The 25,207-nt window shown below is 67.4% G+C and carries 30 protein-coding genes; 7 read left to right on the top strand and 23 right to left on the bottom strand.

Features of this window, described 5'->3' with window-relative positions; genetic code table 11:
* Window positions 1–15: 15 nt before the first annotated feature.
* From A7U43_RS25215 to rpsJ, 12 genes are all read right to left on the bottom strand, one after another.
* Complete coding sequence (locus A7U43_RS25215) at window positions 16–1,524, bottom strand: hypothetical protein (RefSeq protein ID WP_068000428.1); 1,509 nt, start codon at window positions 1,522–1,524, stop codon at window positions 16–18.
* A gap of 371 nt (window positions 1,525–1,895) precedes the next feature.
* Window positions 1,896–2,192, bottom strand: coding sequence for a 30S ribosomal protein S17 (gene rpsQ, locus A7U43_RS25220; RefSeq protein WP_068000431.1), 297 nt, complete (start codon window positions 2,190–2,192; stop codon window positions 1,896–1,898).
* 2 nt (window positions 2,193–2,194) lie between these two features.
* Entirely contained in the window at window positions 2,195–2,428 is a 234-nt protein-coding gene (gene rpmC / locus A7U43_RS25225) for a 50S ribosomal protein L29 (RefSeq protein WP_057167024.1), read from the bottom strand.
* Complete coding sequence (gene rplP / locus A7U43_RS25230; RefSeq protein ID WP_057167023.1) at window positions 2,428–2,844, bottom strand: 50S ribosomal protein L16; 417 nt, start codon at window positions 2,842–2,844, stop codon at window positions 2,428–2,430. The genes rpmC and rplP overlap by 1 nt, the downstream gene beginning before the upstream one ends.
* A 1-nt stretch (window position 2,845) precedes the next feature.
* Window positions 2,846–3,679, bottom strand: coding sequence for a 30S ribosomal protein S3 (rpsC, locus tag A7U43_RS25235; RefSeq protein ID WP_068000432.1), 834 nt, complete (start codon window positions 3,677–3,679; stop codon window positions 2,846–2,848).
* Complete coding sequence (rplV, locus tag A7U43_RS25240) at window positions 3,679–4,140, bottom strand: 50S ribosomal protein L22 (RefSeq protein WP_068000435.1); 462 nt, start codon at window positions 4,138–4,140, stop codon at window positions 3,679–3,681. The genes rpsC and rplV overlap by 1 nt, the downstream gene beginning before the upstream one ends.
* Window positions 4,140–4,421, bottom strand: coding sequence for a 30S ribosomal protein S19 (gene rpsS, locus A7U43_RS25245; protein ID WP_025738376.1), 282 nt, complete (start codon window positions 4,419–4,421; stop codon window positions 4,140–4,142). Before rpsS ends, rplV begins: the two co-directional genes overlap by 1 nt.
* Before the next feature lie 12 nt (window positions 4,422–4,433).
* Window positions 4,434–5,273, bottom strand: a complete 840-nt coding sequence (gene rplB / locus A7U43_RS25250; protein ID WP_068000438.1) for a 50S ribosomal protein L2 — start codon at window positions 5,271–5,273, stop codon at window positions 4,434–4,436.
* A gap of 30 nt (window positions 5,274–5,303) precedes the next feature.
* On the bottom strand, window positions 5,304–5,606 hold the full coding sequence (rplW, locus tag A7U43_RS25255) for a 50S ribosomal protein L23 (RefSeq protein WP_068000441.1): 303 nt from the start codon (window positions 5,604–5,606) through the stop codon (window positions 5,304–5,306).
* Window positions 5,606–6,253, bottom strand: a complete 648-nt coding sequence (gene rplD, locus A7U43_RS25260; RefSeq protein WP_068000443.1) for a 50S ribosomal protein L4 — start codon at window positions 6,251–6,253, stop codon at window positions 5,606–5,608. Before rplD ends, rplW begins: the two co-directional genes overlap by 1 nt.
* Window positions 6,253–6,930, bottom strand: coding sequence for a 50S ribosomal protein L3 (gene rplC, locus A7U43_RS25265; protein WP_068000446.1), 678 nt, complete (start codon window positions 6,928–6,930; stop codon window positions 6,253–6,255). Before rplC ends, rplD begins: the two co-directional genes overlap by 1 nt.
* Window positions 6,931–6,943: 13 nt before the next feature.
* Window positions 6,944–7,249, bottom strand: coding sequence for a 30S ribosomal protein S10 (gene rpsJ / locus A7U43_RS25270; RefSeq protein ID WP_003883485.1), 306 nt, complete (start codon window positions 7,247–7,249; stop codon window positions 6,944–6,946).
* Between the two features lie 459 nt (window positions 7,250–7,708).
* Between rpsJ and A7U43_RS25275 the strand changes: the two genes are divergently transcribed.
* Window positions 7,709–8,185, top strand: coding sequence for a hotdog fold domain-containing protein (locus A7U43_RS25275; RefSeq protein WP_068003748.1), 477 nt, complete (start codon window positions 7,709–7,711; stop codon window positions 8,183–8,185).
* Here the strand turns inward: A7U43_RS25275 and A7U43_RS25280 are convergent.
* On the bottom strand, window positions 8,175–9,767 hold the full coding sequence (locus tag A7U43_RS25280) for a carboxylesterase/lipase family protein (RefSeq protein WP_082902309.1): 1,593 nt from the start codon (window positions 9,765–9,767) through the stop codon (window positions 8,175–8,177). The genes A7U43_RS25275 and A7U43_RS25280 overlap by 11 nt on opposite strands.
* 103 nt (window positions 9,768–9,870) lie before the next feature.
* On the opposite strand from A7U43_RS25280, the gene A7U43_RS25285 reads away from it, so the two are divergent.
* Entirely contained in the window at window positions 9,871–11,136 is a 1,266-nt protein-coding gene (locus A7U43_RS25285) for a cytochrome P450 (protein ID WP_068000452.1), read from the top strand.
* Here A7U43_RS25285 and A7U43_RS25290 read toward each other — a convergent pair.
* Window positions 11,133–11,747, bottom strand: coding sequence for a TetR/AcrR family transcriptional regulator (locus A7U43_RS25290; RefSeq protein ID WP_068000456.1), 615 nt, complete (start codon window positions 11,745–11,747; stop codon window positions 11,133–11,135). The genes A7U43_RS25285 and A7U43_RS25290 overlap by 4 nt on opposite strands.
* 92 nt (window positions 11,748–11,839) lie before the next feature.
* Here A7U43_RS25290 and A7U43_RS25295 point away from each other — a divergent pair, with 92 nt between their 5' ends.
* Window positions 11,840–13,432 (top strand): MFS transporter, encoded by a 1,593-nt coding sequence (locus A7U43_RS25295; protein ID WP_068000459.1) that lies wholly within the window; start codon window positions 11,840–11,842, stop codon window positions 13,430–13,432.
* Here the strand turns inward: A7U43_RS25295 and mftG are convergent.
* From mftG to mftA, 7 genes are all read right to left on the bottom strand, one after another.
* On the bottom strand, window positions 13,429–14,802 hold the full coding sequence (mftG, locus tag A7U43_RS25300) for a mycofactocin dehydrogenase MftG (protein ID WP_068000462.1): 1,374 nt from the start codon (window positions 14,800–14,802) through the stop codon (window positions 13,429–13,431). The genes A7U43_RS25295 and mftG overlap by 4 nt on opposite strands.
* Before the next feature lie 11 nt (window positions 14,803–14,813).
* Complete coding sequence (mftF, locus tag A7U43_RS25305; RefSeq protein WP_068000465.1) at window positions 14,814–16,226, bottom strand: mycofactocin biosynthesis glycosyltransferase MftF; 1,413 nt, start codon at window positions 16,224–16,226, stop codon at window positions 14,814–14,816.
* Entirely contained in the window at window positions 16,223–16,978 is a 756-nt protein-coding gene (gene mftE / locus A7U43_RS25310; protein WP_068000468.1) for a mycofactocin biosynthesis peptidyl-dipeptidase MftE, read from the bottom strand. The genes mftF and mftE overlap by 4 nt, the downstream gene beginning before the upstream one ends.
* Window positions 16,979–17,098: 120 nt before the next feature.
* Window positions 17,099–18,283: a pre-mycofactocin synthase MftD gene (gene mftD, locus A7U43_RS25315; protein WP_068000471.1), complete on the bottom strand. Its 1,185-nt coding sequence runs from the start codon at window positions 18,281–18,283 to the stop codon at window positions 17,099–17,101.
* Between the two features lie 5 nt (window positions 18,284–18,288).
* Entirely contained in the window at window positions 18,289–19,539 is a 1,251-nt protein-coding gene (gene mftC, locus A7U43_RS25320) for a mycofactocin radical SAM maturase (protein ID WP_418287660.1), read from the bottom strand.
* Window positions 19,536–19,856 (bottom strand): mycofactocin biosynthesis chaperone MftB, encoded by a 321-nt coding sequence (gene mftB / locus A7U43_RS25325; RefSeq protein ID WP_197499916.1) that lies wholly within the window; start codon window positions 19,854–19,856, stop codon window positions 19,536–19,538. Before mftB ends, mftC begins: the two co-directional genes overlap by 4 nt.
* Window positions 19,841–19,936, bottom strand: coding sequence for a mycofactocin precursor MftA (gene mftA / locus A7U43_RS29310; protein ID WP_082902310.1), 96 nt, complete (start codon window positions 19,934–19,936; stop codon window positions 19,841–19,843). The genes mftB and mftA overlap by 16 nt, the downstream gene beginning before the upstream one ends.
* A gap of 103 nt (window positions 19,937–20,039) precedes the next feature.
* On the opposite strand from mftA, the gene mftR reads away from it, so the two are divergent.
* From mftR to A7U43_RS25345, 3 genes are read left to right on the top strand one after another with little or no spacing between them, the layout of a single operon-like run.
* Window positions 20,040–20,630 carry a mycofactocin system transcriptional regulator gene (gene mftR, locus A7U43_RS25335; RefSeq protein ID WP_068000482.1) on the top strand — a complete coding sequence of 197 codons (591 nt, stop codon included), beginning with the start codon at window positions 20,040–20,042 and terminating at the stop codon, window positions 20,628–20,630.
* 46 nt (window positions 20,631–20,676) lie between these two features.
* A complete protein-coding gene (locus A7U43_RS25340) occupies window positions 20,677–21,201 on the top strand; it encodes an RNA polymerase sigma factor (protein ID WP_068000485.1) in 525 nt (174 codons plus the stop codon).
* The gene (locus tag A7U43_RS25345) at window positions 21,198–22,484 is read left to right on the top strand and encodes a VOC family protein (RefSeq protein WP_231963462.1); all 1,287 of its coding nucleotides are present in this window, start codon (window positions 21,198–21,200) and stop codon (window positions 22,482–22,484) included. Before A7U43_RS25340 ends, A7U43_RS25345 begins: the two co-directional genes overlap by 4 nt.
* 48 nt (window positions 22,485–22,532) lie before the next feature.
* On the opposite strand, the gene A7U43_RS25350 is transcribed toward A7U43_RS25345, so the two are convergent.
* Window positions 22,533–23,720 carry an NAD(P)/FAD-dependent oxidoreductase gene (locus A7U43_RS25350; protein WP_068000488.1) on the bottom strand — a complete coding sequence of 396 codons (1,188 nt, stop codon included), beginning with the start codon at window positions 23,718–23,720 and terminating at the stop codon, window positions 22,533–22,535.
* A 56-nt stretch (window positions 23,721–23,776) separates the two neighbouring features.
* Entirely contained in the window at window positions 23,777–24,214 is a 438-nt protein-coding gene (locus tag A7U43_RS25355) for an Lrp/AsnC family transcriptional regulator (protein ID WP_068003761.1), read from the bottom strand.
* Window positions 24,215–24,336: 122 nt separating this feature from the next.
* On the opposite strand from A7U43_RS25355, the gene ddaH reads away from it, so the two are divergent.
* Entirely contained in the window at window positions 24,337–25,197 is an 861-nt protein-coding gene (gene ddaH, locus A7U43_RS25360) for a dimethylargininase (protein ID WP_068003764.1), read from the top strand.
* Window positions 25,198–25,207: the final 10 nt, after the last annotated feature.

Here is a 25,207-nt window from a genome sequence, read left to right on the forward strand (position 1 = left end):
CCATCCTGTTCTGCGTCATACGATCTGTGCGGCGATCAGAGCATGGGCAAAGATCGTCAACATCTGTTCGTCCTTGAACACCGGTACCCGCTGGTCCAGGACCGCGTTCCCGCGAAAGAGCAAGGTGGTCAAGGTGCGAAGGTTGGACGCCACGTTGGTCGACGGCGTCGGGAAGGGAGCGTCCGGATCGTGGTTGTCGACGGCGAAGATGGTCACCCGCTGCGCGATCGTGCTGTCCCCCCAGGCGAACTGCACTGAGTTCCACGTTACCAACAGGTTGTCATCGACCACCGACACCAGCCTCGCGGTCACGCCGCTACCGAGATCGACGTGGCGGGGGGCGCTGATCCGCGCACTGGTCAACCCGTACAGCACGCGCGCGGGATAGGTGTCGAACGAGAACGGCCGCCGACTCACGGTGCTGTCGACGACGACGGTGCGGGGCCGGGACAGTTTGTCCCAGCGCGGATCACCCGCATTGGCGAGCATGTATTGGCGCACCAGTACCGCCCCGTCCCCGTAAAGACGCCGCACCTGGGGGTAGGTGTGCCGTTGGGTGACGGTCCAGCCGCTCGGCACGTTCAGCGGGCGACCCTGCTCGAGCCGTTCGGGACTGCTCCTGCTGACCGGGGCGGTGCTGACCTGGGCCGGAAGACTGCACGACGCGAGGACCAGCGCAACCATCGCCACCAAGGGCACTCCCGACCAAACCTGTTTGGCGGCCAGCGGTTCCACTCGGCGGTCGAGCAGCCGCTTGGGCGCGCCACGACGTGACCGGAAGTACATCACCAGGCTCACGACACTGAGTGCCGTCACGGCGGGCACCTGCTGGTAGACCACCATGGGCGCATCCGGGGTGAGCTCGGTGATGGCGATCAGGACAGCGAATCCGACCACCCACGCTCCCAACGAACCGATGACACCGCGGCGGAACGTCCGCCCGACGGCGGTGCCGGTCCCGATCGCCGCGATCAGCAGGGTCGCCGCGCCGGCGGCGAACTTCCCGCCGCCCAACAACACCACGACCAGGAAATAGGGCAGTGGAAAGGCCAACACCACCATGGCCCACACCCAGGCGAACCGGATCACCGGCCGCAACCCGAACAGCACGATGCAGCAGCTCAGCACGAACAGACCGGCCGCCACCACATCCAGGCGCAGCACGTGGAAGTACAGCGCGTAGCGCTCCAGCAGGGCCGCCTGGATCAACACCGCCATCCCCAAACCCATGACCCCGACGATGATGTCGGTCTGCCGGTCGTGAATGGGAAGTTCGGTGCGGTTGCGTCGCGCCACGGCGATCGCCACCAGCGCCGTGATCAGCGGCACCGTCCAGATGTAGCCACCCAGGCCGCCCTCGCGGGTCGTGACGGCCAGGCTGGCGAACGTCTGATGGAACGCGAGCGCGGTCAGGGCGATGATCAGCAGCCAGCGGATCCCCACCCGCAGCACCGGATTGACGCCGTAATACCGCTCCAGGACAGACGGGGACCCCGGACCGTCGGCGTTCACTTCGGCAACCATGGCCGCTCAGACGGGTCGTGAGGTCACGAGCACCCAAGGCTGACCACGTCGGCGACATCGCCGGCACGGCCGCCGATCGTGCATCCCCGCCCCCCGCGTCATGTGCGCGATGCTAGGTCAATCGGCGCGCGAGCAAACAGATAATCTGTGATCCCACCTCGGTTGTGGCCCACCCACGCCTCGTGGGCAAATTGCACAGCACGGTTCCACAGGCGCCGTGAACCACGAGATGCGCACTGCCCCCGGCCTGCTGGCTAACCGCAGGATCCGACACGCCCGACCGCCGCCGGTGGGGTACCCACATGACACAAACCCCCGGCCCGCAGATGCGGTGCCGGGGGTTTGGGATGTCGAATCCCGAAGGATCGTCTCTACTTCGCCTTTTCCAGGATCTCGACCAGGCGCCAGCGCTTGGTCGCCGAGGTCGGGCGGGTCTCCATCAGCGAGACGCGGTCGCCGATACCGGCATCGCCGTTCTCGTCGTGCGCCTTGACCTTGGTGGTGGTGCGGATGATCTTGCCGTAGAGCGGGTGGCTCTTGCGGGACTCCAGCTCGACCACGATGGTCTTCTGCATCTTGTCGCTCACCACGTAGCCGATGGCCGTCTTGCGACGTCCACGCACCTTCTCGGTGGCCGGCGTGTGGTTGGGGCCTTTAGTGTCTGCCATGGTTACGAATCCTCACCAACGGGTCCGGAGGCCAGACCCAGTTCACGTTCACGCAGCACGGTGTACACCCGTGCAATCTCGTGGCGCACAACACGCAGGCGCCGGTTGTTGGTCAGCTGACCGGTCGCCATCTGGAAGCGCAGATTGAACAGCTCTTCCTTCGATTCGCGCAGGCGAGTGGTGAGCTCCTCCTCGGTGAGCTCACGCAGTTCGCCAGGCGTAACTCCCACTGCCATCAGAACTGCTCCTCTCGGGTCACGATGCGCGCCTTGATCGGCAACTTGTGGATTGCGCGGGTGAGAGCATCGCGGGCGATCTTCTCATCCGGGTAGCTGAGCTCGAACAGCACGCGGCCGGGCTTGACGTTGGCCACCCACCACTCGGGCGAACCCTTACCGGAGCCCATGCGGGTCTCGGCGGGCTTCTTGGTCAGCGGGCGGTCCGGGAAGATGTTGATCCACACCTTGCCGCCACGCTTGATGTGCCGGTTGATGGCAATACGCGCGGACTCGATCTGCCGGTTGGTGATGTAGGCGTGCTCCAGAGCCTGGATGCCGTAGTCACCGAAGCTCACCGAGGTGCCGCCGCTGGCGGTACCGCGCTGGCGCGGGTGGTGCTGCTTGCGGTGCTTGACCCTGCGGGGGATAAGCATTTCAGCTCCCTGAATTCTCTGGAGTGGTTTCCGCGGGTGCCTCGGCTGCTGCCGGGGTGCCCGCCGTGTCATCGCTGGCGGCCCGGCCGGCCTCGGTGCTCGTCGCGGTGGTGCCCGACGCGCCACTGCGGCGCGGGCGGGTGCCCGACGGACGGTCACGACGCGGACGGTCGGCGGCCGGCGCCGCGGCGGTCAGCTCACGCTTGCCACCGACGATGTCGCCCTTGTAGATCCAGACCTTCACGCCGATCCGGCCGAAGGTGGTCTTGGCCTCGTAGAGGCCGTAGTCGATGTCGGCACGCAGCGTGTGCAGCGGCACTCGACCTTCGCGGTAGAACTCCGAGCGGCTCATCTCAGCACCGCCGAGACGGCCCGAGCACTGCACCCGGATCCCCTTGACGTTCGGCTGGCGCATGGCCGACTGGATCGCCTTGCGCATCGCGCGGCGGAACGCCACACGGTTGGACAGCTGCTCGGCGACACCCTGGGCGACCAGCTGGGCAACGGCCTCGGGCTGCTTGACCTCGAGGATGTTGAGCTGGACCTGCTTGCCGGTCAGCTTCTCCAGGTCGGTGCGGATGCGGTCGGCTTCGGTGCCGCGGCGACCGATGACGATGCCGGGACGCGCGGTGTGGATGTCGACGCGTACCCGGTCACGAGTCCGTTCGATCTCCACGTCGGCGATACCGGCCCGCTCCAGGCCCGTGGCCAGCAGCTTGCGGATGGCGACGTCTTCCTTGACGTAGTCCGCGTACTGCTTGTCGGCGTACCAGCGGGACTTCCAGTCGGTGGTGATACCGAGGCGGAAGCCGTGCGGGTTGATTTTCTGGCCCACTACTCCGAGCCCTCCTTCGAATCGGTGGCCTTCGCAGCAGCAGCCTTACTGCCCTGTGCACGACGGGTACGCGCGGTCGAGGTCGATGCGCCACCCTTCTGCTTGGGCGGCCGGCTCTCGACGATCACGGTGATGTGGCTGGTGCGCTTGCGGATACGGAACGCACGCCCCTGGGCGCGCGGCCGGATGCGCTTGGCGGTCGGGCCACCGTCGGCGAAGATCGTCGCGACCACGAGGGTCGAGGGATCCAGGCCGTCGTTGTTCTGCGCGTTGGCGGCCGCACTGGCGATCACCTTGGCCACCGTGGTGCTGGCGTCCTGGGGGGCCCAGCGCAGGATGTCGAGCGCCTCGGCCACCGACTTGCCGCGCACCAGGTCGATGACCCGGCGCGCCTTGGTCGGCGAGAACGGCACGAACCGGGCGACCGCTGTCGCGGACGGATACTCAATTGCAGTAGTCATTACCGGCGCTTCGCTTTCCGGTCATCCTTGATGTGACCCTTGAACGTGCGGGTGGGGGCGAACTCGCCCAGCTTGTGACCGACCATGGCCTCGGTGACGAACACCGGCACGTGCTTACGACCGTCGTGGACGGCGAAGGTGTGGCCGATGAAGTCGGGGATGATGGTCGAACGACGCGACCAGGTCTTGATGACCTGCTTGCTGTTCTTCTCGTTCTGGACATCCACCTTCTTCAACAGGTGGTCGTCGACGAACGGGCCCTTCTTCAGGCTGCGTGGCATCGCTGGCTACTCCTAGCGCTTATTCTTGCCGGTGCGCCGGCGACGGACGATGAGTTTGTCGCTCGCCTTGTTGGGCTTGCGAGTGCGGCCCTCGGGCTTGCCCCACGGGCTCACCGGGTGACGGCCACCGGAGGTCTTACCCTCACCACCACCGTGCGGGTGGTCGACCGGGTTCATGACGACACCACGGACGGTGGGGCGCTTGCCCTTCCACCGCATACGGCCGGCCTTGCCCCAGTTGATGTTGGCTTGCTCGGCGTTGCCGACCTCGCCGACGGTGGCGCGGCAGCGCACGTCGACGCGGCGGATCTCACCCGAGGGCATACGCAGCGTGGCGTAGGCGCCTTCCTTACCGAGCAACTGGATGCTGACACCGGCCGAGCGGGCCAGCTTGGCGCCGCCGCCCGGACGCAGCTCCACGGCGTGGATGACGGTACCGGCCGGGATGTTGCGCAGCGGCAGGTTGTTACCCGGCTTGATGTCGGCGTTGGCGCCCGACTCCACGATGGTGCCCTGCTTGAGTCCCTGCGGCGCGATGATGTAGCGCTTCTCGCCGTCCAGGTAGTGCAGCAGCGCGATGTTCGCGGTGCGGTTGGGGTCGTACTCGATGTGCGCGACCTTGGCGTCGACACCGTCCTTGTCGTGGCGACGGAAGTCGATGAGCCGGTAGGCGCGCTTGTGACCGCCGCCCTTGTGCCGCGTGGTGATGCGACCGTGTGCGTTACGTCCACCCGTGCTGTGCAGCGGGCGGATCAGCGACTTCTCCGGAGTCGAACGAGTGATCTCGGCGAAATCGGAGACGCTCGAACCGCGACGACCCGGGGTCGTCGGCTTGTACTTGCGAATTGCCATTTCTTAGTTCCTGAGTCTCTCTGCCCGCCGTTAGGCCGGCGCTCCGAACAAGTCGATCGGCTTGCTGCCCGCGGCCAGGGTCACGATGGCGCGCTTGGTGCTCTTGCGCGTGCCGTAGCCGCTGCGGGTCCGCTTGCGCTTGCCGTTGCGGTTCAGCGTGTTCACCGAATCGACCTTGACGGAGAAGATCTTCTCGATCGCGATCTTGATCTGCGTCTTGTTCGAGTCCGGGTGCACGACGAACGTGTACACATTGTCCTCGATCAGCGAGTACGACTTCTCCGAGATGACCGGGGCCAGGATGATGTCGCGGGGGTCAGTGATCGTTGCCATCAGACCGACGCCTCCTGCTTCGTGTTGGAGCTGATGTAGGCATCCAGCGCCTCGACGCTGAAGATCACGTCGTCGGCGTGCAGCACGTCGTACGCGTTGAGCTGATCCGCCGGAAGAACATGAACGTTCGGCAGGTTGCGCACGCTCTTGGCGCCGACCTCATCGCTACGGCCGATGACGATCAGGATGTTCTTGTTGGTGGTCAGGCTCTCCAGGAACGACTTGGCCGCCTTGGTCGACGGGGTCTGCCCGCTGACCAGTTCGGTGATCGCATGGATGCGGTCGTTGCGCGCCCGGTCCGAGAGCGCCCCGCGGGTGGCGGCGGCGATCATCTTCTTGGGGGTGCGCTCGCTGTAGTCGCGCGGCTTGGGGCCGTGCACCACGCCACCACCGGTGAACTGCGGTGCGCGGGTCGAGCCCTGACGGGCGCGACCGGTGCCCTTCTGGCGGTACGGCTTCTTGCCACCACCGGAGACCTCGGCGCGCGTCTTGGCCGAGTGCGTGCCCTGCCGCTTGGCGGCGAGCTGCGCGGTCACGACCTGATGCAGCAGTGCGATGTTGGGTTCCACATCGAAGAGGGCAGCCGGCAGTTCGACAGAACCGTCCTTCTTGCCGTCCGGAGTGTGAACGTCAAGCTTGAGAGCCATTACTTCTCACCTCGTTTGATCGCGGTGCGGACCACGACGAGTCCACCGTTGCGCCCGGGGACGGCGCCCTTGATCAGCAGCACACCGTTCTCGGCATCGACCTTGTGCACCTTCAGGTTCTGGGTGGTGACGCGGTCACTACCCATCCGCCCCGACATGCGGGTGCCCTTGAAGACGCGGCCCGGGGTCGCACAGCCACCGATGGAGCCGGGGCGGCGGTGCACGGCCTGGGCGCCGTGGCTGGCGCCCTGGCCGGAGAACCCGTGGCGCTTCATGGTGCCGGCGAAGCCCTTGCCCTTGCTGGTGCCGGTCACGTCGACGTACGCGCCGTCGGCGAAGATCTCGGCGGTCAGCTCCTGGCCGACCTCGTAATCGGCGGCGGCGGCCTCGTTCTCGAGCCGGAGCTCAGCGAGGTGACGGCGCGGGTTCACACCGGCGGCGGCGTACTGGCCGGCAACCGGCTTGTTCACCTTGCGCGGGCTGATCTCGCCGTAAGCGAGCTGGACGGCGCTGTAGCCGTCGCGCTCCGGGGTGCGGATGCGCGTCACGACGTTCGGGCCGGCCTTGACGACCGTGACCGGGACGACCTTGTTGTTCTCGTCGAACACCTGCGTCATGCCCAGCTTGGTGCCCAAGATGCCACGGCGCGGAGCGCCGGACGTAGCACTGTTAGCCATTCTTCAGGGTCCTTTACTGGATGTTGACGTCGACGCTGGCCGGCAGATCGATGCGCATCAAGGCGTCAACGGTCTTCGGGGTGGGGTCGAGGATGTCGATAAGGCGCTTGTGGGTACGCATCTCGAAATGCTCCCGCGAGTCCTTGTACTTATGGGGGGACCGGATGACGCAGTACACGTTCTTCTCGGTCGGCAGCGGCACCGGGCCGACCACGCTTGCTCCCGTACGGGTGACCGTCTCGACGATCTTGCGCGCCGAGGCGTCAATCGCCTCGTGGTCGTAGGCCTTCAGCCTGATGCGGATCTTCTGTCCCGCCACGCTTTCCTACCTCACTATTAAGGGCTTCCGCGCTGAGGGCGCAGAAATACCTCTGGTCTTCGTGCGCTCCGCCGGCGGGTCTCCCCGCACGACAGCGCGCTGGCTATGCCGCCGCTGTTTACCTGTCTCTGGTTCACCGACCCCCGCGCTCGGGTGTGTCGCCCTTACGCACACTCTTTTGCGCAGATATTTCGTCGCAATCGAGGTGGGGACCGGGTGCGTCCGCGAAGGACGCTGGTCGGATGCCCGCGGCCGGGCGAACCCGGCTGAAGGCAACCCGAACAGTATGCCTCAGATCCCGGCGTCCTCCAAATCCGCATTTGAGCAGCTTGGAGCCCCGGCGAGCGGCGGTCGAGGTGCCCAAACTCCCCCGATGGCCCACCTCACGTCAGCCGGCCGCGGCGCCCTTCGCACCCAAGCGCACCGCGCGTCGATCTTACTCGTGAGTAAGGTATGTCCATGACCGAGAGTTCCACCTATCGCGCCTGGCAGCAGCTCTCTTCGAAACCGCTGGGCAGCCGACTGTTCTCGGCGGCCGCGATGATCCGGGTCCCGTACTTCGCATCCGTACTCCCCCACGTCCGGGTGATGGAACCCGGGCGCGCGGAGGTGGACATCCCGAAGTGGTTCTTCGTGTACAACCACCTGCACACCGTGCATGCCATCGCCTCGTGCAATGCGGCCGAGGTCGCGATGGGCATGGCCATGGAAGCCACCGTGCCGGGGACGCACCGCTGGATCCCCAAGGCGATGACGGTGCAGTACCTGGCCAAGGCCAGCACCGCACTGCGGGCACGTGCCGAGTTCACCCCGCCGGACTTCGCCGCGATCGCCGAGGGCACCGAGGTGGTGGTCGCGGTCGGCATCACCGACCGCGCCGGGGTGGAGGTGGTGCACGCCGACATCACCACCTGGGTGACACTGGTCAGCGGCTGAGGCCCGCCCAGAACTCGCACTGGTGCTGCGCGTCGAAATCATCGATGACCCGGTTCCCGTCCGGGCGCAGCGACATCCAGGGTGCCGCGCCGTCGAGCTGCGGCCAGTCCGCCGCCCCGGGCGCGCTGGGCGCACCGTCGGTCACGAACCGCGACCAGTAGTCGATCATCTGATTCGACAGTTGTTGCTGCGCCGGGTTCAGCGCCGGCGCGCCACCGACGTCGAACAGGTAGCGCAATTCCAGCGAATGACTGGCTCCGACGGGGAACGGCAGGGTGCGCATGGGTTCCGGCGTCGGCGGATGGGGATCGTCGAACTGGTAGGCATACACCCGGTTGGCGCCGGACAACTCGCCGGCCATCCGGGCGGCGACACAGGCGAAGACACCGTCGGTGACCGCCGCCGCGTAAGCCAGGGCCGCACTGCCCCCGTGCCGCTGCAACGGGTATCGCGCGGCCACCGCCGGCGCCTCGGGACCGAACGTGTTCTCCAGCAGGCCGGGATACTCCTCGGCCGCGTACTGCCGTCCCGCGCGCAGGTACTGCAGCGCCACGAACAACGTGAACTCGTCGCGGTTGGTGCCGATCAGGATGGGCACATCGGCGACCCGCCCGGCGCGCAGCGCCACCATGGGATCCTCGGGCAGAACCGCGCTGCCGTACACCGGCCCGCTGAGGGTGTCTTCTCCGATCCGGTCGTACCACACCGGTTTCTGCAGCTTGTGCACCGGCAAGGCGCGCAGGCAGGCGGCAGCCACCGCTGGGTCGCCGCAGCCCACCTCCCGCGCATAGTCCGCGCTGATCCGCTCGGCGGCCGGCAACGCCAACTGCGCCTGACACGGCCCGCTCTGGATGATCGCCGCCCGGAACAGGCCGGCGGACCCGGGCGCGACCAGGTGATCGCACACCGACATCGCACCGGCGGACTCACCGGCGATGGTCACCTTGTCCGGGTCGCCGCCGAACGCCGTGATGTTGTCGCGCACCCAACGCAGCGCCGCCTGCTGGTCCGCCAGACCGTAGTTGCCGACGGCGCCGGCCGGCCCCAGCGCAGGATGCGCCAGAAAGCCGAGCGCACCGAGACGGTAGTTGAGCGTGACGACGACGATATCGCCCCGGTCGACGAACCAGCGCGAGTCGTACATGCCGCCGTTGCCGTTGATGAACGCACCGCCATGGATCCAAACCATCACCGGCCGAAGCTCTTTCGCCGGCGGTGGAGTCCAGACGTTGAGGGTCAGGCAGTCCTCGTCGGTCTGCCTGCCCATCTCCAGGTCGCTGCCCTCGTCCTGGATGCAGCGCGGCCCCACCTTGGTGGCGTCGTGCACGCCCGACCAGGGCCGCACCGGTTGCGGAGGCTGCCAGCGCAGTGGCCCCACCGGCGGGGCCGCATAGGGAATGCCGGCAAAGTGGCGTTTGTCGAGGGTCGCCACCCCGCGCAGCAGGCCCGCGCTGGTCGCGACGACCGACGGGTCCGGCGGCAGCGCCGCAGGCCGCTCGGCATGACCACCGCAACCCACTGTGAGTACCCCGACGATCAGTAATGCCAGCGCGCAGCGCACGATTCGCGACAAGGGGGGCACACAGCGAGCCTACTGACGACGATTCCCGCATTCGCGGCCGCGCGGGCGGCGGCGTCGCCTAAACTGCGACTTGACACCCGTCAACGAAGAAGGAGCCGTGTGGATGAGCACTCCGACCAAGGACGACAGGGCCAGCCAGTACGCCAACGTCTTCGTCGAGCCGAAGGCCTACGCCGATGACGCGCGGCTGCACGAGGCGCTGACCTATCTGCGCGCCCACGAGCCGGTCGTGCGCGTCGAATCCAGGCTCTACCGCCCGTTCTGGGCGATCACCAAGCACGCCGACATCATGGCCATCGAGCGGGAGAACGACCTGTTCCTCAGCGAACCCCGTCCGCTGCTGGCCACCGCGGCCGCCGACGATCTGGCCAAACAGCAGCTGGAAGCGGGCATGGGGCTGCGCACGTTGATCCACATGGACGACCCGCACCACCGCAAGGTTCGCAAAATCGGCGCCGACTGGTTCCGCCCCAAGGCCATGCGCGATCTGAAGATCCGCGTCGACGAACTCGCCAAGCGGTACGTCGACCGGATGCGCGATATCGGGCCCGAGTGCGATTTCGTCACCGAGATCGCCGTGCATTTCCCGCTCTACGTCATCATGTCGCTGCTCGGCCTGCCCGAGGACGACTACGAGCGCATGCACATGCTCACCCAGGAGATGTTCGGCGGTGACGATGACGAGTACAAGCGCGACGGCGGATCGCTGGAGGATCAGCTGCAGGTGCTGCTCGACTTCTTCGCCTACTTCTCCCAGCTGACCGCGTCGCGCCGGGAGAACCCGACCGACGATCTCGCCTCGGCCATCGCCAACGGCCGCATCGACGGCGAGCCACTCAGCGATGTGGACACCGCGTCGTATTACGTGATCGTCGCCAGCGCCGGCCACGACACCACCAAGGACGCTATCTCCGGTGGGCTGCTCGCGCTGATCGAGAATCCCGATCAGCTTGAGCGGTTGCGCAAGGATCCGTCGTTGATGGGCACCGCCGTCGAGGAGATGATCCGCTGGGCGACACCGGTGAAGGAATTCATGCGGACCGCCGCCGCCGACACCGAGGTGCGCGGCGTGCGCATCGCCGAGGGCGAATCCGTCTATCTGGCTTACGTTTCCGGCAACCGCGACGAAGAAGTTTTCGATGAGCCGTTCCGCTTCGATGTCGGTCGTGACCCGAACAAGCATGTCGCGTTCGGGTACGGGGTGCACTTCTGCCTCGGCGCCGCGTTGGCCAGGATGGAGATGAACAGTTTGTTCTCCGAACTGATTCCGCGTCTGGAGTCGATCGAACTGACCGGCACGCCCGAACTGTCGGCGACGACATTCGTCGGCGGGCTCAAGCATCTGCCGATCAGGTACTCCGTGCGTTAGAGCCCGCGCGCCGCCAGGAAGCCGTCGACGGCCGCCCTGGCAACCTCGCGGTAGTCGAAATCGGTCAAGGTGCTGAGCTTGCCCAGCACGATGGGCCCGAGCAGCAGCGCCACCGCCTGCATCCGGTCGACCTCTCCGAACGCCGCGACGGCATCGGGGCTGTCGAAGATCGCGTCGAACGGCGCCGCATACTGCTCGGCCACCCGCTCCCGCAGGGTGCGCACCGCATCGCTCTCGATCTCGCGATCGCCCCTGCCCCACCAGGACGGGTCCAGTCCGCCGCCGAGCGCCAACCACGATGTCGCGGCCAGACTGATCGGCGCCTCGGCGACCAGGTCCGCGAAGCCGTCCAGCGCGGCGACCAACCGATCCCGCAGTGTGCCGTCCTGCGGCGGCAGCGGCGCCGGTGGAATCAGCGCGTAAAAGGCCGCGGCCAGCAGGTCATTCCCGCTCGGAAAGTGCCGATACAGCGTCGCGCGCGCCACATTGGAGGCGCGGACGACGGCATCCACCGTCACCGCGCTCGGCCCGCCGGCGCGCAACAACGCGGCAGCGGCCTCCAGCAAGCGGGCGCGGGATCGCGCCGGCCGCGGATCGGTACTCGCCGCCATCGCCAAACTCCCTTCCCCGCGCGGAACGAGACTGTTAGTCTCGAAACAAGACGGGCAGTACTAAAAATAACGTACCCGTCGAAAGAGGGGCAATGGTCGACACACTCGCCGAGTCGGAGCGGCCCACCGACCCGACCCTGGCCGGCCTCTCCGCGAGATCCCGCGCCTGGACCCTGCTCATCGCATGTCTCGGTGTGCTGCTGGTGATCTCGTCGATGGTCGCACTGAACACCGCACTCCCCGATCTCGCCGTGGCCACCTCGGCCACCCAGGCTCAACTCACCTGGATCGTCGACTGTTACACCCTGGTGCTCGCCTGTCTGTTGCTGCCGGCCGGCGCACTCGGCGACCGCTACGGCCGCCGCGGCGCACTGCTGTTCGGACTTGTCGTGTTCGCGGTGGCCTCGGTCGCCCCGGTGTTCTGGTCCGAGCCGCTACAACTGATCATCGGCCGCGCAGCCGCCGGGGTCGGTGCCGCGTTCGTGATGCCGGCGACGCTGTCACTGCTGACCACCGCCTATCCGAAGGACCAGCGCAACAAGGCCGTCGGCATCTGGGCCGGAGCCGCGGGCAGTGGCGCCGTGGTGGGGATGCTCGGATCGGGCGGGCTTCTTCACTTCTTCGAGTGGCAGTCCATCTTCTGGGCGTTCGCGGCCGCCGGCGCGCTGCTTTTCCTACTGACCCTCACCATCTCGACGTCCAAGGAGTCGGTGCCCCGGCCGCTGGACTGGATCGGCGCCGTCCTGATCGGCGGCGGCCTGGCGATTCTGGTTTTCGGCATCCTGGAGATCCCCACGCTCGGATGGTCCGACGGGTTGGTCATCGGATCCATGGTCGCCGGCGTCGGACTCTGCGTGGCGTTCGGCATCTTCGAACTCCGGCAACGCCATCCGCTGCTCGATGTCCGCCTGTTCTCCAACCCGACGTTCGCCACCGGCGCCGCGGCCATCACGGTGTTCTTTCTTGCCAACTTCGGCTTCTTCTACATCGTCATGCAGTACATGCAGCTGATCCTGGGCTACAGCCCCATCAAGACCGCATTCGCCGTTGCGCCGTTGATAGGCCCGGTACTGGTGCTTTCCACCACCGCGTTCTGGTTTCTGCCCCTGCTCGGACTACGCCTGGTGGTGTTCTCGGGCCTGGGGCTCATCTCGATCGGCTTCCTGATGATGGGCGGGATCGCCGTCGCCGACGGCTACAGTGCCATCGCATGGCCGATGCTCGTCATGAGCTTCGGTATCGGATTGCTCACCGCACCAATGACTTCGGCAATCATCAACACCGCGCCCGACGACAAGCAGGGCGTGGCCTCGGCGGTCAACGACACCACCCGCGAGGTCGGCGCCGCACTGGGCATCGCACTGGCCGGTTCCCTGCTGGCCGCACAGTACACCGACCTACTCGCACCGCGGTTACCCGAACAACTTCCCGAACCGGTCCGCCAGGCTGCTCTGGGATCGCTGGGCCAGGCCCTGGAGGTATCGGCGAAACTGGGCCCGCAGGGCGCGCAGATCGCCGAACTGAGCAAGGCCGCCTTCGTCGAGGCGATGAATTCCTCGACGTTCGGCCTCGCGGTCATCGTCGGCGTCAGCGCGGTGCTCATCGGCCTCTGGGCGCCCGGACGTGACGAACGCCAGCTTCGCCCGCTGCGCACTCTGCGCAGCACCGGCCGACACCGCGCCTAATCGACGACCAACCCGGCGGCCCGGTGCCCGATCATCGCGATCGTGGCATGCGGCCCGCGTGACGTCGCCGCCGGCATGATCGAGCCGTCGGCCACCCACAGCCCATCCAGACCCTGCACCCGACACCGCGGGTCCAGCACCGCACCCAGCGGCGCGGTACCGCACAGATGCTGTGTGGTGGACCAGTTCGCCTCGCGATCAACGATTCCGGCGATATCGCGAGCCAGGTCGGCGCCGCGACGTAGCGCCTCGACATCCTCGGTGACGCTGTCATAGTGATGTTCGATCACCGGCGCCACCGCGATATCCGGGGATGTCACCGTCAGCCGGCCGCGAGCCGCGGGACGCATCAGGGCCACCCCGATATGCGGCGGATCCGATGGCATCTCACCGGTCATCTGGGCGAAACCCGCTGTATACAAACGGATCTCCAAACCGTCGACCGACAACGCGGCCTCGATCGGGGTGCGCCCGGCGGCCGCGGGCCAGTCGACCGGTAGCACCCACTCCGGGTGATCGTGGAACCACGCACCCACCGGCAGATCCGCGAGCACCGGGATCCCGGCGGCACCGAGGACATCGGCGGGACCACACCCGGACACCATCAGCAGGTGCGCGGTGCCGATCGCCCCCGCGCACAGCACGATGCGGTCCGCGGCGTAGGACACCGGACCCGACGGCCCGAGCGCATCGACCCCCACCGCCCGGGTACCGCTGAACCGGACCCGCTGCACCCGGGTTGCCGGGTGCACGACCAGGTTCGGCCGCGCCAGCGCGGGCCCGAGGAAGGCGGCACCGGGACCGACCCTGGTGCCGCCGCGCACGTTGAGCGGCAGCGCACCCACACCGTCGGCCGGCCCACCCCCGTTCAGATCATCGACCCAGCGAAATCCTCTCGCCAAGACCGCGTCTACGAAAAGCCTTGTTCCCGCGCTGAACTCATGCGTTCTGCGGATCGGTATCGGCCCATGCTCGCCGTGCAGCGGCCCGCCGAAGTCCAGGTCCGTCTCGATCGCCCGGAAGTGTGGCAGTACGTCATCCCAGGACCAGCCGGGTATCCGCCAGCCCGCGAAGTCCGCGGGCACACCCCGGCAGAAGTAGCCGCCGTTGACCGCACCGGACCCACCGACCACCGCGCCGCGCACCAGGTCGACCTCGCGGCGGGGGGCATCGGTCAGCGTCGCCGGATACCGGATGACAACCGGACTACCGGGACCGATCGGCACCAGGTGCGCGTCCCCGACTCGCGGCGGCACCGCCCGCGGGCCCGTCTCCAGCACCGTGACCCTGCGCCCGGGATCGGATGAAAGACGTTCGGCAAGAATCGAACCAGCGCTGCCGGCGCCGACGATCAGGACATCGGACTGCAATGCGGTGCGCTTCAGGATCGGATCTGCGGCTTGAGCGCACCGACGTGGCGTTCGCGAACCACGCCCGTCCACAACCCCAGCCCATAAGCGATGTCGTCGAGACGTTTGAGCAGCAGATAGCTCAGCAGGCCCACACGGTGATTGTCCTCTGCGACCGAGTTGCGACGATTCGCCCAGTCGGCCAACCCGTCCACGACAGCCGCGGCGAGCACCACGTGCCGGCAGCGCCGGAACAACACCGCGGCCAGCACCGCCACTGGCCAGTAGTGCCGGCAGATGGCCGACGCGACCTGCAACGCGGCACCCCACAATCCGCCGGCCGCGACGGCGGCCACCTCCCTGGGTCCGGTCTCGACGGCTTCCAGCGTGGCCGAGATGCGTCTGCCGAAGAACACCGCGGCCACGGCGGCGAAAATGTAGCCAAGACCCGACCGGGTGGCCGCCAAGATCAGAAGTACCAGCATCCATCGCGAGAGCACCATCGGTGCCGTCTTGCCTGGATGCCGCACCGCGAGCGGAGCGGCGGACTGCCCATAGAAAGCCTTGCGCTGGAACCATTCCCGCAGCTGGGTGCGGTGGTCATGGCCGACCAAAGCAATGGGTTCATAACGCAGCCGGGCGCCGGCCTCGATGAACCTCCAGCACAGGTCGACGTCCTCGCCGGACGGCATGGTCTCGTCGAACCCGCCCACCTCGGTCAAGGCGCTGCGCCGGCAGATGATGGCGGCGCTGGGCACATAGGACACCGTGCCATAGGGCACCACCGGCGCCTCCCGCATGCCCAGGTCCAGCGAGGACCGCACGGCCTCGTACCGGGCCACCAGATTGTCCGGTTCGTTCAGGCTGACGATCCTGGGCGCCACCAGCGCCACGGCGGGATCGCAGAAGTGCCCCAGCAGCGCCTCCATCCAGCCGCGGCGTGGCACCACGTCGGAGTCCAGGAAGGCCACGAAGTCGGTACTGCAGGCACGCAGGCCGGTGTTGCGGGCCGCCGCGGGGCCGCGGCTGCGCTCATGTCGCAGCACCCGCACCTCGCAGCGCGCCCCGGCGAAGTCGGTGTCCTGCAGCGGCACCGCGGAGCCGTCGTCGACCACCACGACATTCATCCCGCGCAGCGCACGGACCAGTCGGCTTACGCCGAATACATTGTCGCGCACCGGGATAACCACGGTGACATCGTGGTGTGACGGACCACTCGGCGGCCGCGGATGCGCCACGGTCGCGTCCAGCAGGGTACGCGCCAGCTGCGCCGACAGTGCGTCATGCACCTCGAGGCGGCCGCCGTCGATCATCGTCTGAGCGACCGGGGCCAGCCGCAGCAAACGGGTGGGCGAGCCACCCAGCAAAGCCGAACCGGCACCGAGCACCTTCACTCGGCGGTCCACCTGGACGGCAAATCCGTCGGGCAGACGCGGCCCCGTCATATCAGCATCCCGTGCCCGTTCGCCGTCCAAGCCAGGAGTCTGCGGGCACACCCGTCGACCATATCGGCAAAGTACCGTTCTCCGTCGAGCACGGTGGCGGTCGTCGGATCGCCGAGCACTCCCAGCGCGCTGACCGCGGCGACGCCACCGGCACGCATCGCGGGCATCAGCTCGGCCAGCGGCGCGCTGTTTCCGGGCACCATCGCGTCGACGTGCACGACTTCCGGCGAAATATGTAGCAATACAGAAGTTTCGGTGTGCCCGGCATGCGCGTCAGCGCCGCGGACCAGACACGAGGTCCAGCCGACGTCACGGCCCTCGGTGCGCAGCAGACCCACCGCGGCGACCAGCGCCTCGACATTGCCGCCGTGGCCGTTGACGAAGACCAGCCGGGAGGCCCAGTTGCAGGCGGACCGACCGAACTCGACGAGCACCATCCGCAGCGCTTCGGTGCCGATCGAGACCGTGCCGGCGAAACCCTCGTGCTCGCCGCTGGCCCCGTAGCTCAGCGCGGGCGCCAGCAGCCAGCCGGCGCCGAGTCGGGCCGCCACCGCCCGCGCCACGGCCGTGGCGATGCGGGTATCGGTGTCCAGCGGCAGGTGCGGCCCGTGTTGTTCGGTGGAACCGAGCGGCACGATGAGCGTCGGGGATCCGCTGGAATCCTGGTTAGCCGGGGTGCTGAGCAGTCCACTCGACGTCAGATCGCCGAGCTCCCCGGGTGCGGCCACCCGGTGATGGTAGGCCGAATTCACCTGGTATGCACCAATTGTTGGCGCATGCGCTGCAATTGATTTCCGCGGCTGTCGCCCACTCGGCGGACAACAGGTCACGTCCGTCACGTCAGTCACGCCCGCATCAGGGCTACCCGCGCGTCAGGACGCCGGCACTCCGAGCGTGCGGGTGAAGCCCTCGGGGATCAGGATGTCCTCACGGGTCAGGTCGTGGATAGAGGACTTGCCCAGTCCCCGCAGCGCCGAGTCGATGCCTCCGGACAGGATGTCGAGCACGTTCTCCACGCCGGCCTGTCCGTTCGCCGCCAGACCCCACAGGTACGCCCGTCCGATCATGACGGCGCGGGCACCGAGCGCGACGGCCTTGACGACATCGCTGCCGCGGCGCACGCCGCCGTCCAGCAAAACTTCGACCTGATCGCCGACGGCGTCGGCAATCGCCGGCAGGCACCGGATCGCCGCCGGGGTGCCGTCCAGGTTGTTGCCGCCGTGGTTGGACACCGTGATCGCCGAAACACCGGCGTCCACAGCGCGTTTGGCGTCATCGACGCGGACCATGCCCTTCAGCAGGAACGGTCCGCCCCACTGCTCGCGCAACCAGGCCACATCCTCCCAGGTCGGCGGCGGGGTGCCCATCCACTGGCCGTAGGCCTCGAAGAACGTCGGCCCGGGCTCGCCGCGCCGGCCCTGGTTGGGAACCCGCAGGTCCGGTGCATGCAGCGTCTTGGCGAAGCTGTAGAACCAGCGCGGCTTGGTGATGACCTCCGGGGCCATCTTGACCATGGTCTTGAGGTCCATCCGTTCCGGGATCTTGGGGCTGCCCCAGTCCCGGCCGTGGCTGAAGCTCCAGTCGGTGGTCAAGATCAGGCCGACCGCACCGGCCTCGCGCGCCCGCACCATGCGGGCCAGGATCTCGTCCCGGCTGCCCAGCCAGTAGATCTGGAAGAAGATCTTGCCGTTGACGGCAGTCACTTCCTCCATCGGCTTGCTGGCGAACGAGGACAACCCCATTGCGGTGCCGCGCGCGGCCGCCGCCCGGGCCACGGCGACCTCGCCGTCCGGATCCACCGCCTGCACGCCGGTCGGAGAGATGACCACAGGCATCGAGATGTCCTGTCCCATCACCGTTGTCGCCATCTCACGTTTCTCGGTGGCACCGATGACATGCGGCGCGAAACCGAGTTGGGAGAACGCCTCGACGTTATCGGAGACCGACACCCCCTTCTCGCTCGCCGAGATCAGCGACGAGTAGGCGGAGCGGGGCAGCCGTTTCTTCGCGCGCTGTTGGGCGATGGCAACGGTCTCGAACCAGGTATCGCGAGCCATGATCTCTACACAGGACTTTCGTTACAGAACTTCTTGGGCGGGACGGTGAGGAGTTTGAGCGGTATGGGTGCTTTTCTCCCGCCGGCGCGGGAGTGATCGACACTGGAGCGAGGTTTGTCCCGCTCGGCGGCCAGGGCGGGTTCGCCATAGCCCTGCACGCACTCGGGATCCGGGCCGTCCATCGGCAGGCCGGTGAAGAACTTGGCCGCCATGCAGCCACCCCGGCACGAGTCGTAGTGTGCGCACCCACTGCAGGCGCCCGCGGACTGCGGTTCGCGCAGTTCCTGGAACAACGGCGAGCGCTGCCAGACGTTCTTGAAGCCGGTACCGAATCCGGTGTCCTCCAGGATGTTTCCGGCGTGGAACTTCTCGTGGATGGCGAATGGGCAGGCGTAGACGTCGCCGATCGGGTCGATCAGGCAGACCACCCGGCCCGCACCACACAGGTTCAGTCCGGCCAGCGCACCCGGCTCGCCCAGCCCGGACAGGTGGAAGAACGAGTCACCGGTGAGGACGCCCTCGCCGTGGGCGACCAGCCAGTCATAGAGCTGGACCTGCTGAGCCGGCGTCGGGTGCAGGTCGTCCCAGACATCGGCCCCACGCCCGGACGGCCGCAACCGGGTGATGCGCAGGGTGGCTCCGTAAGTGTCTGCCAGGGCCTTGAACTCGTCGAGTTGGTCCACGTTCTGGCGGGTCACGACCACCGAGATCTTGGCATCCTTGAAGCCGGCGTTCTTCAGGTTCTCCAGCGCGCGGATCGCCATCGCGAACGAGCCCGGACCGCGCACCTCGTCGTTGATCTCCGCCGTCGCACCGTCCAAGGAGATCTGCACGTCGACGTAGTCGCTGGCGGCGAGCTTGGCCGCGACCTCTTCGTTGATGCGAACCCCGTTGGTGGAGAACTTCACTCCCACGTGATGCTCGGTCGCGTAGTCGACGAGTTCCCAGAAGTCCGATCGGACCGTGGGTTCCCCGCCGCCGATGTTGACGTAGAACACCTGCATGCGTTCCAGCTCGTCGATGATGTCCTTGCACTGTTGGGTGCTCAGCTCACGCGGGTCGCGCTTTCCCGACGAGGAAAGGCAATGCACACAGGACAGGTTGCAGGCGTAGGTCAGTTCCCAGGTCAGGCAGATCGGGGCATCGAGCCCGCCCTCGAACTGCTCAACCAGTTTCGGGACTCTGGCGGGTGACTCCACGGGCACCAACGCCGGGGGCGGGCCGCTCCGCGCGGGCGCGCTATCGAGCACGGTCATGGGGTGTTCTCCTTGGCGACCAGCATGTTGGATTTCACCAGCACACCCAGCGCGTGTAGGTAGGGGCCTTGCGCGTCGTCGTCGATTCCGGCGGCGCGACAAGCGGATCGGATGTCGGGGTACTCGGGCAGGGAGTTGACCACCGCGACGATCGTCCGGTTCTTCAGGAAGGACAGCTTGCGGGTACCGAAGTGGTACAGCAGCGCTCCGAACGGCTCCGGCCGCACCGCCACCTGGTGGTGCAGCCGCCAGCCGCGATCGGGATCGAACGCCACTGCATCAGCAGTGGGTGCGGTCACGATCAGTAGACCCCGCACATGCCGTCGATCGAGACCTCTTCGACGAGGGACTCGGTGACGAGCTCGGTGTCGTTGTCAACCTGCTGGTTCTTGTCCATGGATGGCACCTTTCTGGCTGTAATGAGGTCACCCGGGTTCGAGCTTTTGTGACCTGGGTCGCAACAATATGGCATTGGGTGCAGAAATGGAAGGGGTGGTTTGATGGGCCAGGTGTCAGGACCTCGCGTCGGCCGGCGACCCTCCACCACCCAGGACCACATCACCTCGGTGGCACTCGACCTTTTCGCCAACCGGGGCTTCGACGAGGTGAGCGTCGACGATGTCGCCCGTGCCGCCGGGATCGCCCGCCGCACCCTGTTCCGCTACTACCCGTCCAAGAACGCCATCCCCTGGGGTGACTTCGATGCCCACCTCAACCTCATGCGCGAATTGCTCGCCGAGGGGGACCCGCAGGCCGATATCGCGACCGCGCTCCGGACGGCCCTGCTTGCGTTCAACCGTTTCGACGACGAGGAGCGCCACCGCCAACGGATGCGGTTGATCTTGGGAACCGATGCGCTGCAGGCGCATTCGATGACGATGTATGCCGGGTGGCGCACGGTGGTCGCGGAGTATGTGGCACGGCGGCGCGGCGAGAAGGCGGACAGCCTGGTACCCCAGACCGCCGCCTGGACACTGCTGGGCGTCGCGCTGACCGCCTACGAGCAATGGCTGGCCGGCGAAGCGGTCTCCCTGGAACAACTCCTCGGCGATTCCTTCGACGTGGTCGGCCGCGGTCTCACCCACCTGTGAAAAATGGGGGTGTCGGAGTTCGGCTTCGGGCGGCGACGATAAGGGTGTGAGCGTCGAATCGGGTCACCGCGATGCCCCTCGGGAGCTGTTGGAGCTCTACGACGAGGCACTGCCGGTGGTGTACGGGTACTTCACCCGGCGCTGCGGTGACCGCGCCACCGCCGAGGATCTGACCTCCGACACCTTCCTGGCGGCCATGGATGCGGCGCGCAAACCGGCACCGCCACCGATGACGGTGCCGTGGCTGATCGGGGTGGCCCGGCACAAACTCGCCGACCACTATCGGCGTAGGCACGCGCGCTTGAGCGTGCCGATGGCCGAACTGCCCGAAGCCGAGGATCCCGCCGACGACTGGGATGCCGAACTGGACCGCATCGTCGCCGAGGCGGTGCTCGCGCAGTTGCCCGAGCACCACCGCACCGTGCTGGCGCTGCGGTATCTCGACGACTGCACGGTCGGTGAATGCGCGGAATTGATCGGGCGCACCGTGCACGCCACCGAGACCCTGCTGGTGCGGGCCCGCCGCGCCTTCAGATCGCACTACCCGTCACCGGAAGGAGGGCCGTCGTGAACAACCACCGGGACATCAACAGCCAGGATCCCCTGGCCGTGCTGCACGGCGACGAACTCCCGGTGGCACCCGATCCGGCGTTCGCAGACCGGCTGCGCGCACGACTGGAATCGGCCCTCACCCTGCCCGCGAACACGTCAGGAGTTGTCATGAGCGGCACCGATACCGCTATCGCAGAACTGAATTCGACCACCACGAGCGCTCCCCCGCGACCCGCCGCGATCCCGTACCTGGCGGTGCCCGACGCGCAGGCCGCCATCGCCTGGTACGTCGAGGCGCTGGGGGCGACCGTCCTCGGCGAGCCGATCCTGATGGGCGACGGCCGGGTCGGTCATGCCGAACTCGCCATCGGCGACGGGGTACTCTACCTGGCCGATGAGTTCCCCGAGTTGGGCCTCAAAGCCCCTGCTCCGCAGTCTGTTTCGGTGAGCTTGATGCTGCCGGTCACCGACACCGACGCCGCACTGCAACGAGCCCGCGACCACGGGGCCACCGTGCTGCGCGACGTCTACGAGGACCACGGCTCACGGGGCGCCACCATCATCGACCCCGCCGGGCACCGCTGGATGCTCTCGGGCCCGATCACCGGCGCCCGGGTGCGAATCAAGCACGGCGACGTCGGCTACGTGTCGATCAACACCCCCGACGCAGCGCGGGCCGAGGCGTTCTACTCAGCCGTGCTCGGCTGGTCTTTCGACGGGCACCACGTCGCCGGATCCAGCCTGTCGATGGGCGTCCACGAGACCGCCGGCCCGGGCACCCTGTTCTGCTGCTACGCCGTCGACGATCTGGATGCCGCCCGCGAGGCCATCCTGGCCGGCGGCGGCTCCGTCGGCGAACCGCAGCGGCGCGAGTTCGGCACCGTCCTGGACGCCGTCGACCCGTCCGGCACCGCGTTCGCGGTGTACCGGGACACGGTGGGCACCGCACGGCCTGCACTCAACGGCACCGGTCCGGGCGAACTGTCCTACATCACCTACTTCGCCGAGGACTCCGCGGACTTCCGGGCGTTCTACTCCCGGGTGCTGCACTGGACGTTCGAACCCGGGCGGATCCACGACGGCTGGGCGGTGCAGAACGCGCACCCGATGGCCGGCATGGCCGGCGGGTCGCAGACCCCGGTGACCGTGCCGATGTGGACCGTCGAGGATGTCGACGCCGCCGCCGAACGGGTGCGGGCGGCCGGCGGAACCGTCATCGAGGAGCCGTCGACACAGTCCTACGGCAAGTCCGCGCTGTGCGCCGACGACCAGGGCGCCCGGTTCTACCTGGGCCAGCACTAGCGATTTGTGGAGTCTTAGCCGGAATGGTTCCGGCTAAGACTCCACAAATCACGAAGAAGCGGGCAGTACGTCGGCGATCGGGGCGCCGGCGGCGATCTTGCCGCGGGCTTTCATCACCCTGCCGGGCATGCCGCCGCCCACGACGGCGGTCACCACACCGTCGCGCTCGTAGTAGGCGAGGAACTTGCGACCGTCGTCCTCGACGATGTGCACCACATCGTCGGCCGCCGGTTCACCGAGGCATTGGATCTTGACGTCGTACTGGTCACTCCAGAAATACGGCACCGAGATCGCGGCGCTGCCCGGCTCCTGACCGAGAATCGCCGGCACCAGCACGCGGGCCTGCTCGGCGACATTGCTCCAGTGCTCGACGCGTACCTGGTGGCCCACCTCGGAACGCCAGGACGCCACATCGCCGATGGCCCAGACATGTTCGGCGCTGGTCCGGCCGGCGTCATCGCACACCACGCCGTTGTCCACCGCGATACCGCTGCCCTCGAGCCACCCGGTCACCGGATACGAACCGATACCGACCACCACGACATCGGCGTCCAACTCGGTGCCGTCGGAGAGCACCACCTTCTCCACCTTGCCGGTGCCGGCCACCGAGGCCACCCCGACGCCGCAGCGCACATCGACGCCCTCGGCCTCGTGCAGCCGGGTGACCAGCGCACCGATCTGCTCACCGAGCACCGAGGCCAGCGGGGTCGGCTGGGGTTCGACGATCACCACATCGACGCCGAGCTGACGCAGGCTGGCGGCCACCTCACATCCGATGAAGCCGGCACCGATGATGACCGCGCGCCGGGCGGTGGCGGCGTGCTCACGCAGCGCCGCGCTCTCGCCGATGGAGCGCAGCACCCGGATGCCCTCCAGATCGGGAAAGGAGGGGATCCGTTTGGGCGCAAGGCCGGTGGCGATGACCAGTTCGTCATATTCCAGCGCCGAGCCGTCGGCCAGGGTCAGCACCTTCGCCGCGGTGTCCACCGATTGCGCGGCCGCACCGAGACGCAGCGTGATGTTGCGCTCGTCGTAGAACTCCTGCGGCTTGAGCACCACATCGTGCTCGGGGTTGCGCAGAACTTCCTTGGACAGCGGCGGCCGGTCGTACGGCAGGTGCTGTTCGTCGCTGACGATGGTGATCGGTCCGGTGTATTCGGCGCGGCGCAATTGTTCGGCCGTGCGGGCTGCAGCCAGCCCACCACCGACAATGACGATGCCCCCATTGGTTGCCACGTGGAGTTTCTTACACGATGGCGCGCTTGTGTAGTCCACCACCCCGGCGGTACCGCTCAGGACCGGCTGCGCTCGATGATGTTCGAGAGCACCACGATGCTCTCGCTGCGCTCGATGTCGGCGCTGGCCCGGATGCGCTCCAGGGCGTCCTCCAGATGGCGCATATCGCGGGCCAGCACGTGCAGGATGGCATCGGCGGTGCCGGTCACCGTGGCCGCGCTGACCACTTCCGGAATGTCCACCCAGGCCTGGCGCAGCGCACTCGGTGCGATGGTGCCGTGGCAATAGACCTGCACATAAGCCTCCGTGGTCCAGCCCAGCGCGTTGCGATCCACCACCGCGGTGAATCCGCGGATGACGCCGCGCTCCAGCATCCGGTCGACCCGTCGTTTCACCGCGGGCGCCGACAGGTTCACCCGCTGCCCGATGTCGGCGAAGGTCGCGCGCGCGTCGTCGGTCAACTCGGCGAGGATGCGCTCATCGGTCTCGTCCACCGTCCACCACCTCTCGTTGAACAATGAATCGCCGCCTGGGCATCTGTAGCGCAATAAATCGATACTACAGACGCAATATACGGCGATTGATTGCTTCACCGATGCCGAATACCGTCATCATCATGACGGTCTCCGATCTCACCGCCGCCGTGACCACGCCCGTCCGCCGGGCCCGCACCCGCCACTTCGTGATGACGGCGCCGCACCACTTCGCCGTCGAATACGCCATCAACCCGTGGATGGACCCCAGCGTCCCCGTCGACGTGAATCACGCACTGCGCCAGTGGGAGGCACTGCGGGACACCTACACCCAGCTGGGCCACACCGTCGAGGCGGTGGACCCGGTCGCCGGACTGCCGGACATGGTCTACGCCGCCAACGGCGGGCTCATCGTCAACGACCGGGCCGTCGTCGCGAACTTCACCTTCGCCCAGCGCGCGGCCGAGGCCGACGCCTATGCCGCCTGGATGGCCGCGGCCGGTCATCGGCCCGAGCGCACCCACCACCACAACGAAGGGCAGGGGGATCTCCTGGTAGCCGGCTCGACGGTCTTGGCCGGCTACGGTTTTCGCACCGACCGGCGCGCGCACGACGAGGTGGCCGCGATCACCGGACTGCCGGTGATCAGCCTGGAGCTCATCGACCCGCGCTTCTACCACCTCGACACCGCGCTCACGGTGCTCAGCGACGGAGCCGAGGACGGCGAGGTCACCCTCGCCTACTACCCGCCGGCCTTCTCCGAGACCGCACTCACCCAACTGCGCGCGCTGTTTCCCACCGCCATCGAGGTGGCGACCGCCGACGCCTTCGTACTCGGCCTCAACGCGGTCTCCGACGGCCGGCACGTCATCCTGCCGGTCAACGCGACCGGATTCGCCGAGCAATTGCGCGAAGCCGGCTTCGAGCCGATCGGCGTGGACCTGTCCGAACTGCTCAAGGGCGGCGGGTCGATCAAATGCTGCACGCTGGAGGTGCACCCATGAGCGAGCGAAC

It is taken from the genome of Mycobacterium adipatum (assembly GCF_001644575.1).
Lineage (GTDB): Bacteria > Actinomycetota > Actinomycetes > Mycobacteriales > Mycobacteriaceae > Mycobacterium > Mycobacterium adipatum.

Excerpts from the sequence above, each read along its gene's own strand:
- A7U43_RS25215 (WP_068000428.1), bottom strand. The coding sequence starts at position 1,524 with ATGGTTGCCGAAGTGAACGCCGACGGTCCGGGGTCCCCGTCTGTCCTG.
- rpsQ (WP_068000431.1), bottom strand. The coding sequence starts at position 2,192 with ATGGCAGACACTAAAGGCCCCAACCACACGCCGGCCACCGAGAAGGTG.
- rpmC (WP_057167024.1), bottom strand. The coding sequence starts at position 2,428 with ATGGCAGTGGGAGTTACGCCTGGCGAACTGCGTGAGCTCACCGAGGAG.
- rplP (WP_057167023.1), bottom strand. The coding sequence starts at position 2,844 with ATGCTTATCCCCCGCAGGGTCAAGCACCGCAAGCAGCACCACCCGCGC.
- rplV (WP_068000435.1), bottom strand. The coding sequence starts at position 4,140 with ATGACTACTGCAATTGAGTATCCGTCCGCGACAGCGGTCGCCCGGTTC.
- rpsS (WP_025738376.1), bottom strand. The coding sequence starts at position 4,421 with ATGCCACGCAGCCTGAAGAAGGGCCCGTTCGTCGACGACCACCTGTTG.
- rplB (WP_068000438.1), bottom strand. The coding sequence starts at position 5,273 with ATGGCAATTCGCAAGTACAAGCCGACGACCCCGGGTCGTCGCGGTTCG.
- rplW (WP_068000441.1), bottom strand. The coding sequence starts at position 5,606 with ATGGCAACGATCACTGACCCCCGCGACATCATCCTGGCCCCGGTCATC.
- rplD (WP_068000443.1), bottom strand. The coding sequence starts at position 6,253 with ATGGCTCTCAAGCTTGACGTTCACACTCCGGACGGCAAGAAGGACGGT.
- rplC (WP_068000446.1), bottom strand. The coding sequence starts at position 6,930 with ATGGCTAACAGTGCTACGTCCGGCGCTCCGCGCCGTGGCATCTTGGGC.
- A7U43_RS25275 (WP_068003748.1), top strand. The coding sequence starts at position 7,709 with ATGACCGAGAGTTCCACCTATCGCGCCTGGCAGCAGCTCTCTTCGAAA.
- A7U43_RS25285 (WP_068000452.1), top strand. The coding sequence starts at position 9,871 with ATGAGCACTCCGACCAAGGACGACAGGGCCAGCCAGTACGCCAACGTC.
- A7U43_RS25290 (WP_068000456.1), bottom strand. The coding sequence starts at position 11,747 with ATGGCGGCGAGTACCGATCCGCGGCCGGCGCGATCCCGCGCCCGCTTG.
- A7U43_RS25295 (WP_068000459.1), top strand. The coding sequence starts at position 11,840 with ATGGTCGACACACTCGCCGAGTCGGAGCGGCCCACCGACCCGACCCTG.
- mftF (WP_068000465.1), bottom strand. The coding sequence starts at position 16,226 with ATGACGGGGCCGCGTCTGCCCGACGGATTTGCCGTCCAGGTGGACCGC.
- mftD (WP_068000471.1), bottom strand. The coding sequence starts at position 18,283 with ATGGCTCGCGATACCTGGTTCGAGACCGTTGCCATCGCCCAACAGCGC.
- mftC (WP_418287660.1), bottom strand. The coding sequence starts at position 19,539 with ATGACCGTGCTCGATAGCGCGCCCGCGCGGAGCGGCCCGCCCCCGGCG.
- mftA (WP_082902310.1), bottom strand. The coding sequence starts at position 19,936 with ATGGACAAGAACCAGCAGGTTGACAACGACACCGAGCTCGTCACCGAG.
- mftR (WP_068000482.1), top strand. The coding sequence starts at position 20,040 with ATGGGCCAGGTGTCAGGACCTCGCGTCGGCCGGCGACCCTCCACCACC.
- ddaH (WP_068003764.1), top strand. The coding sequence starts at position 24,337 with ATGACGGTCTCCGATCTCACCGCCGCCGTGACCACGCCCGTCCGCCGG.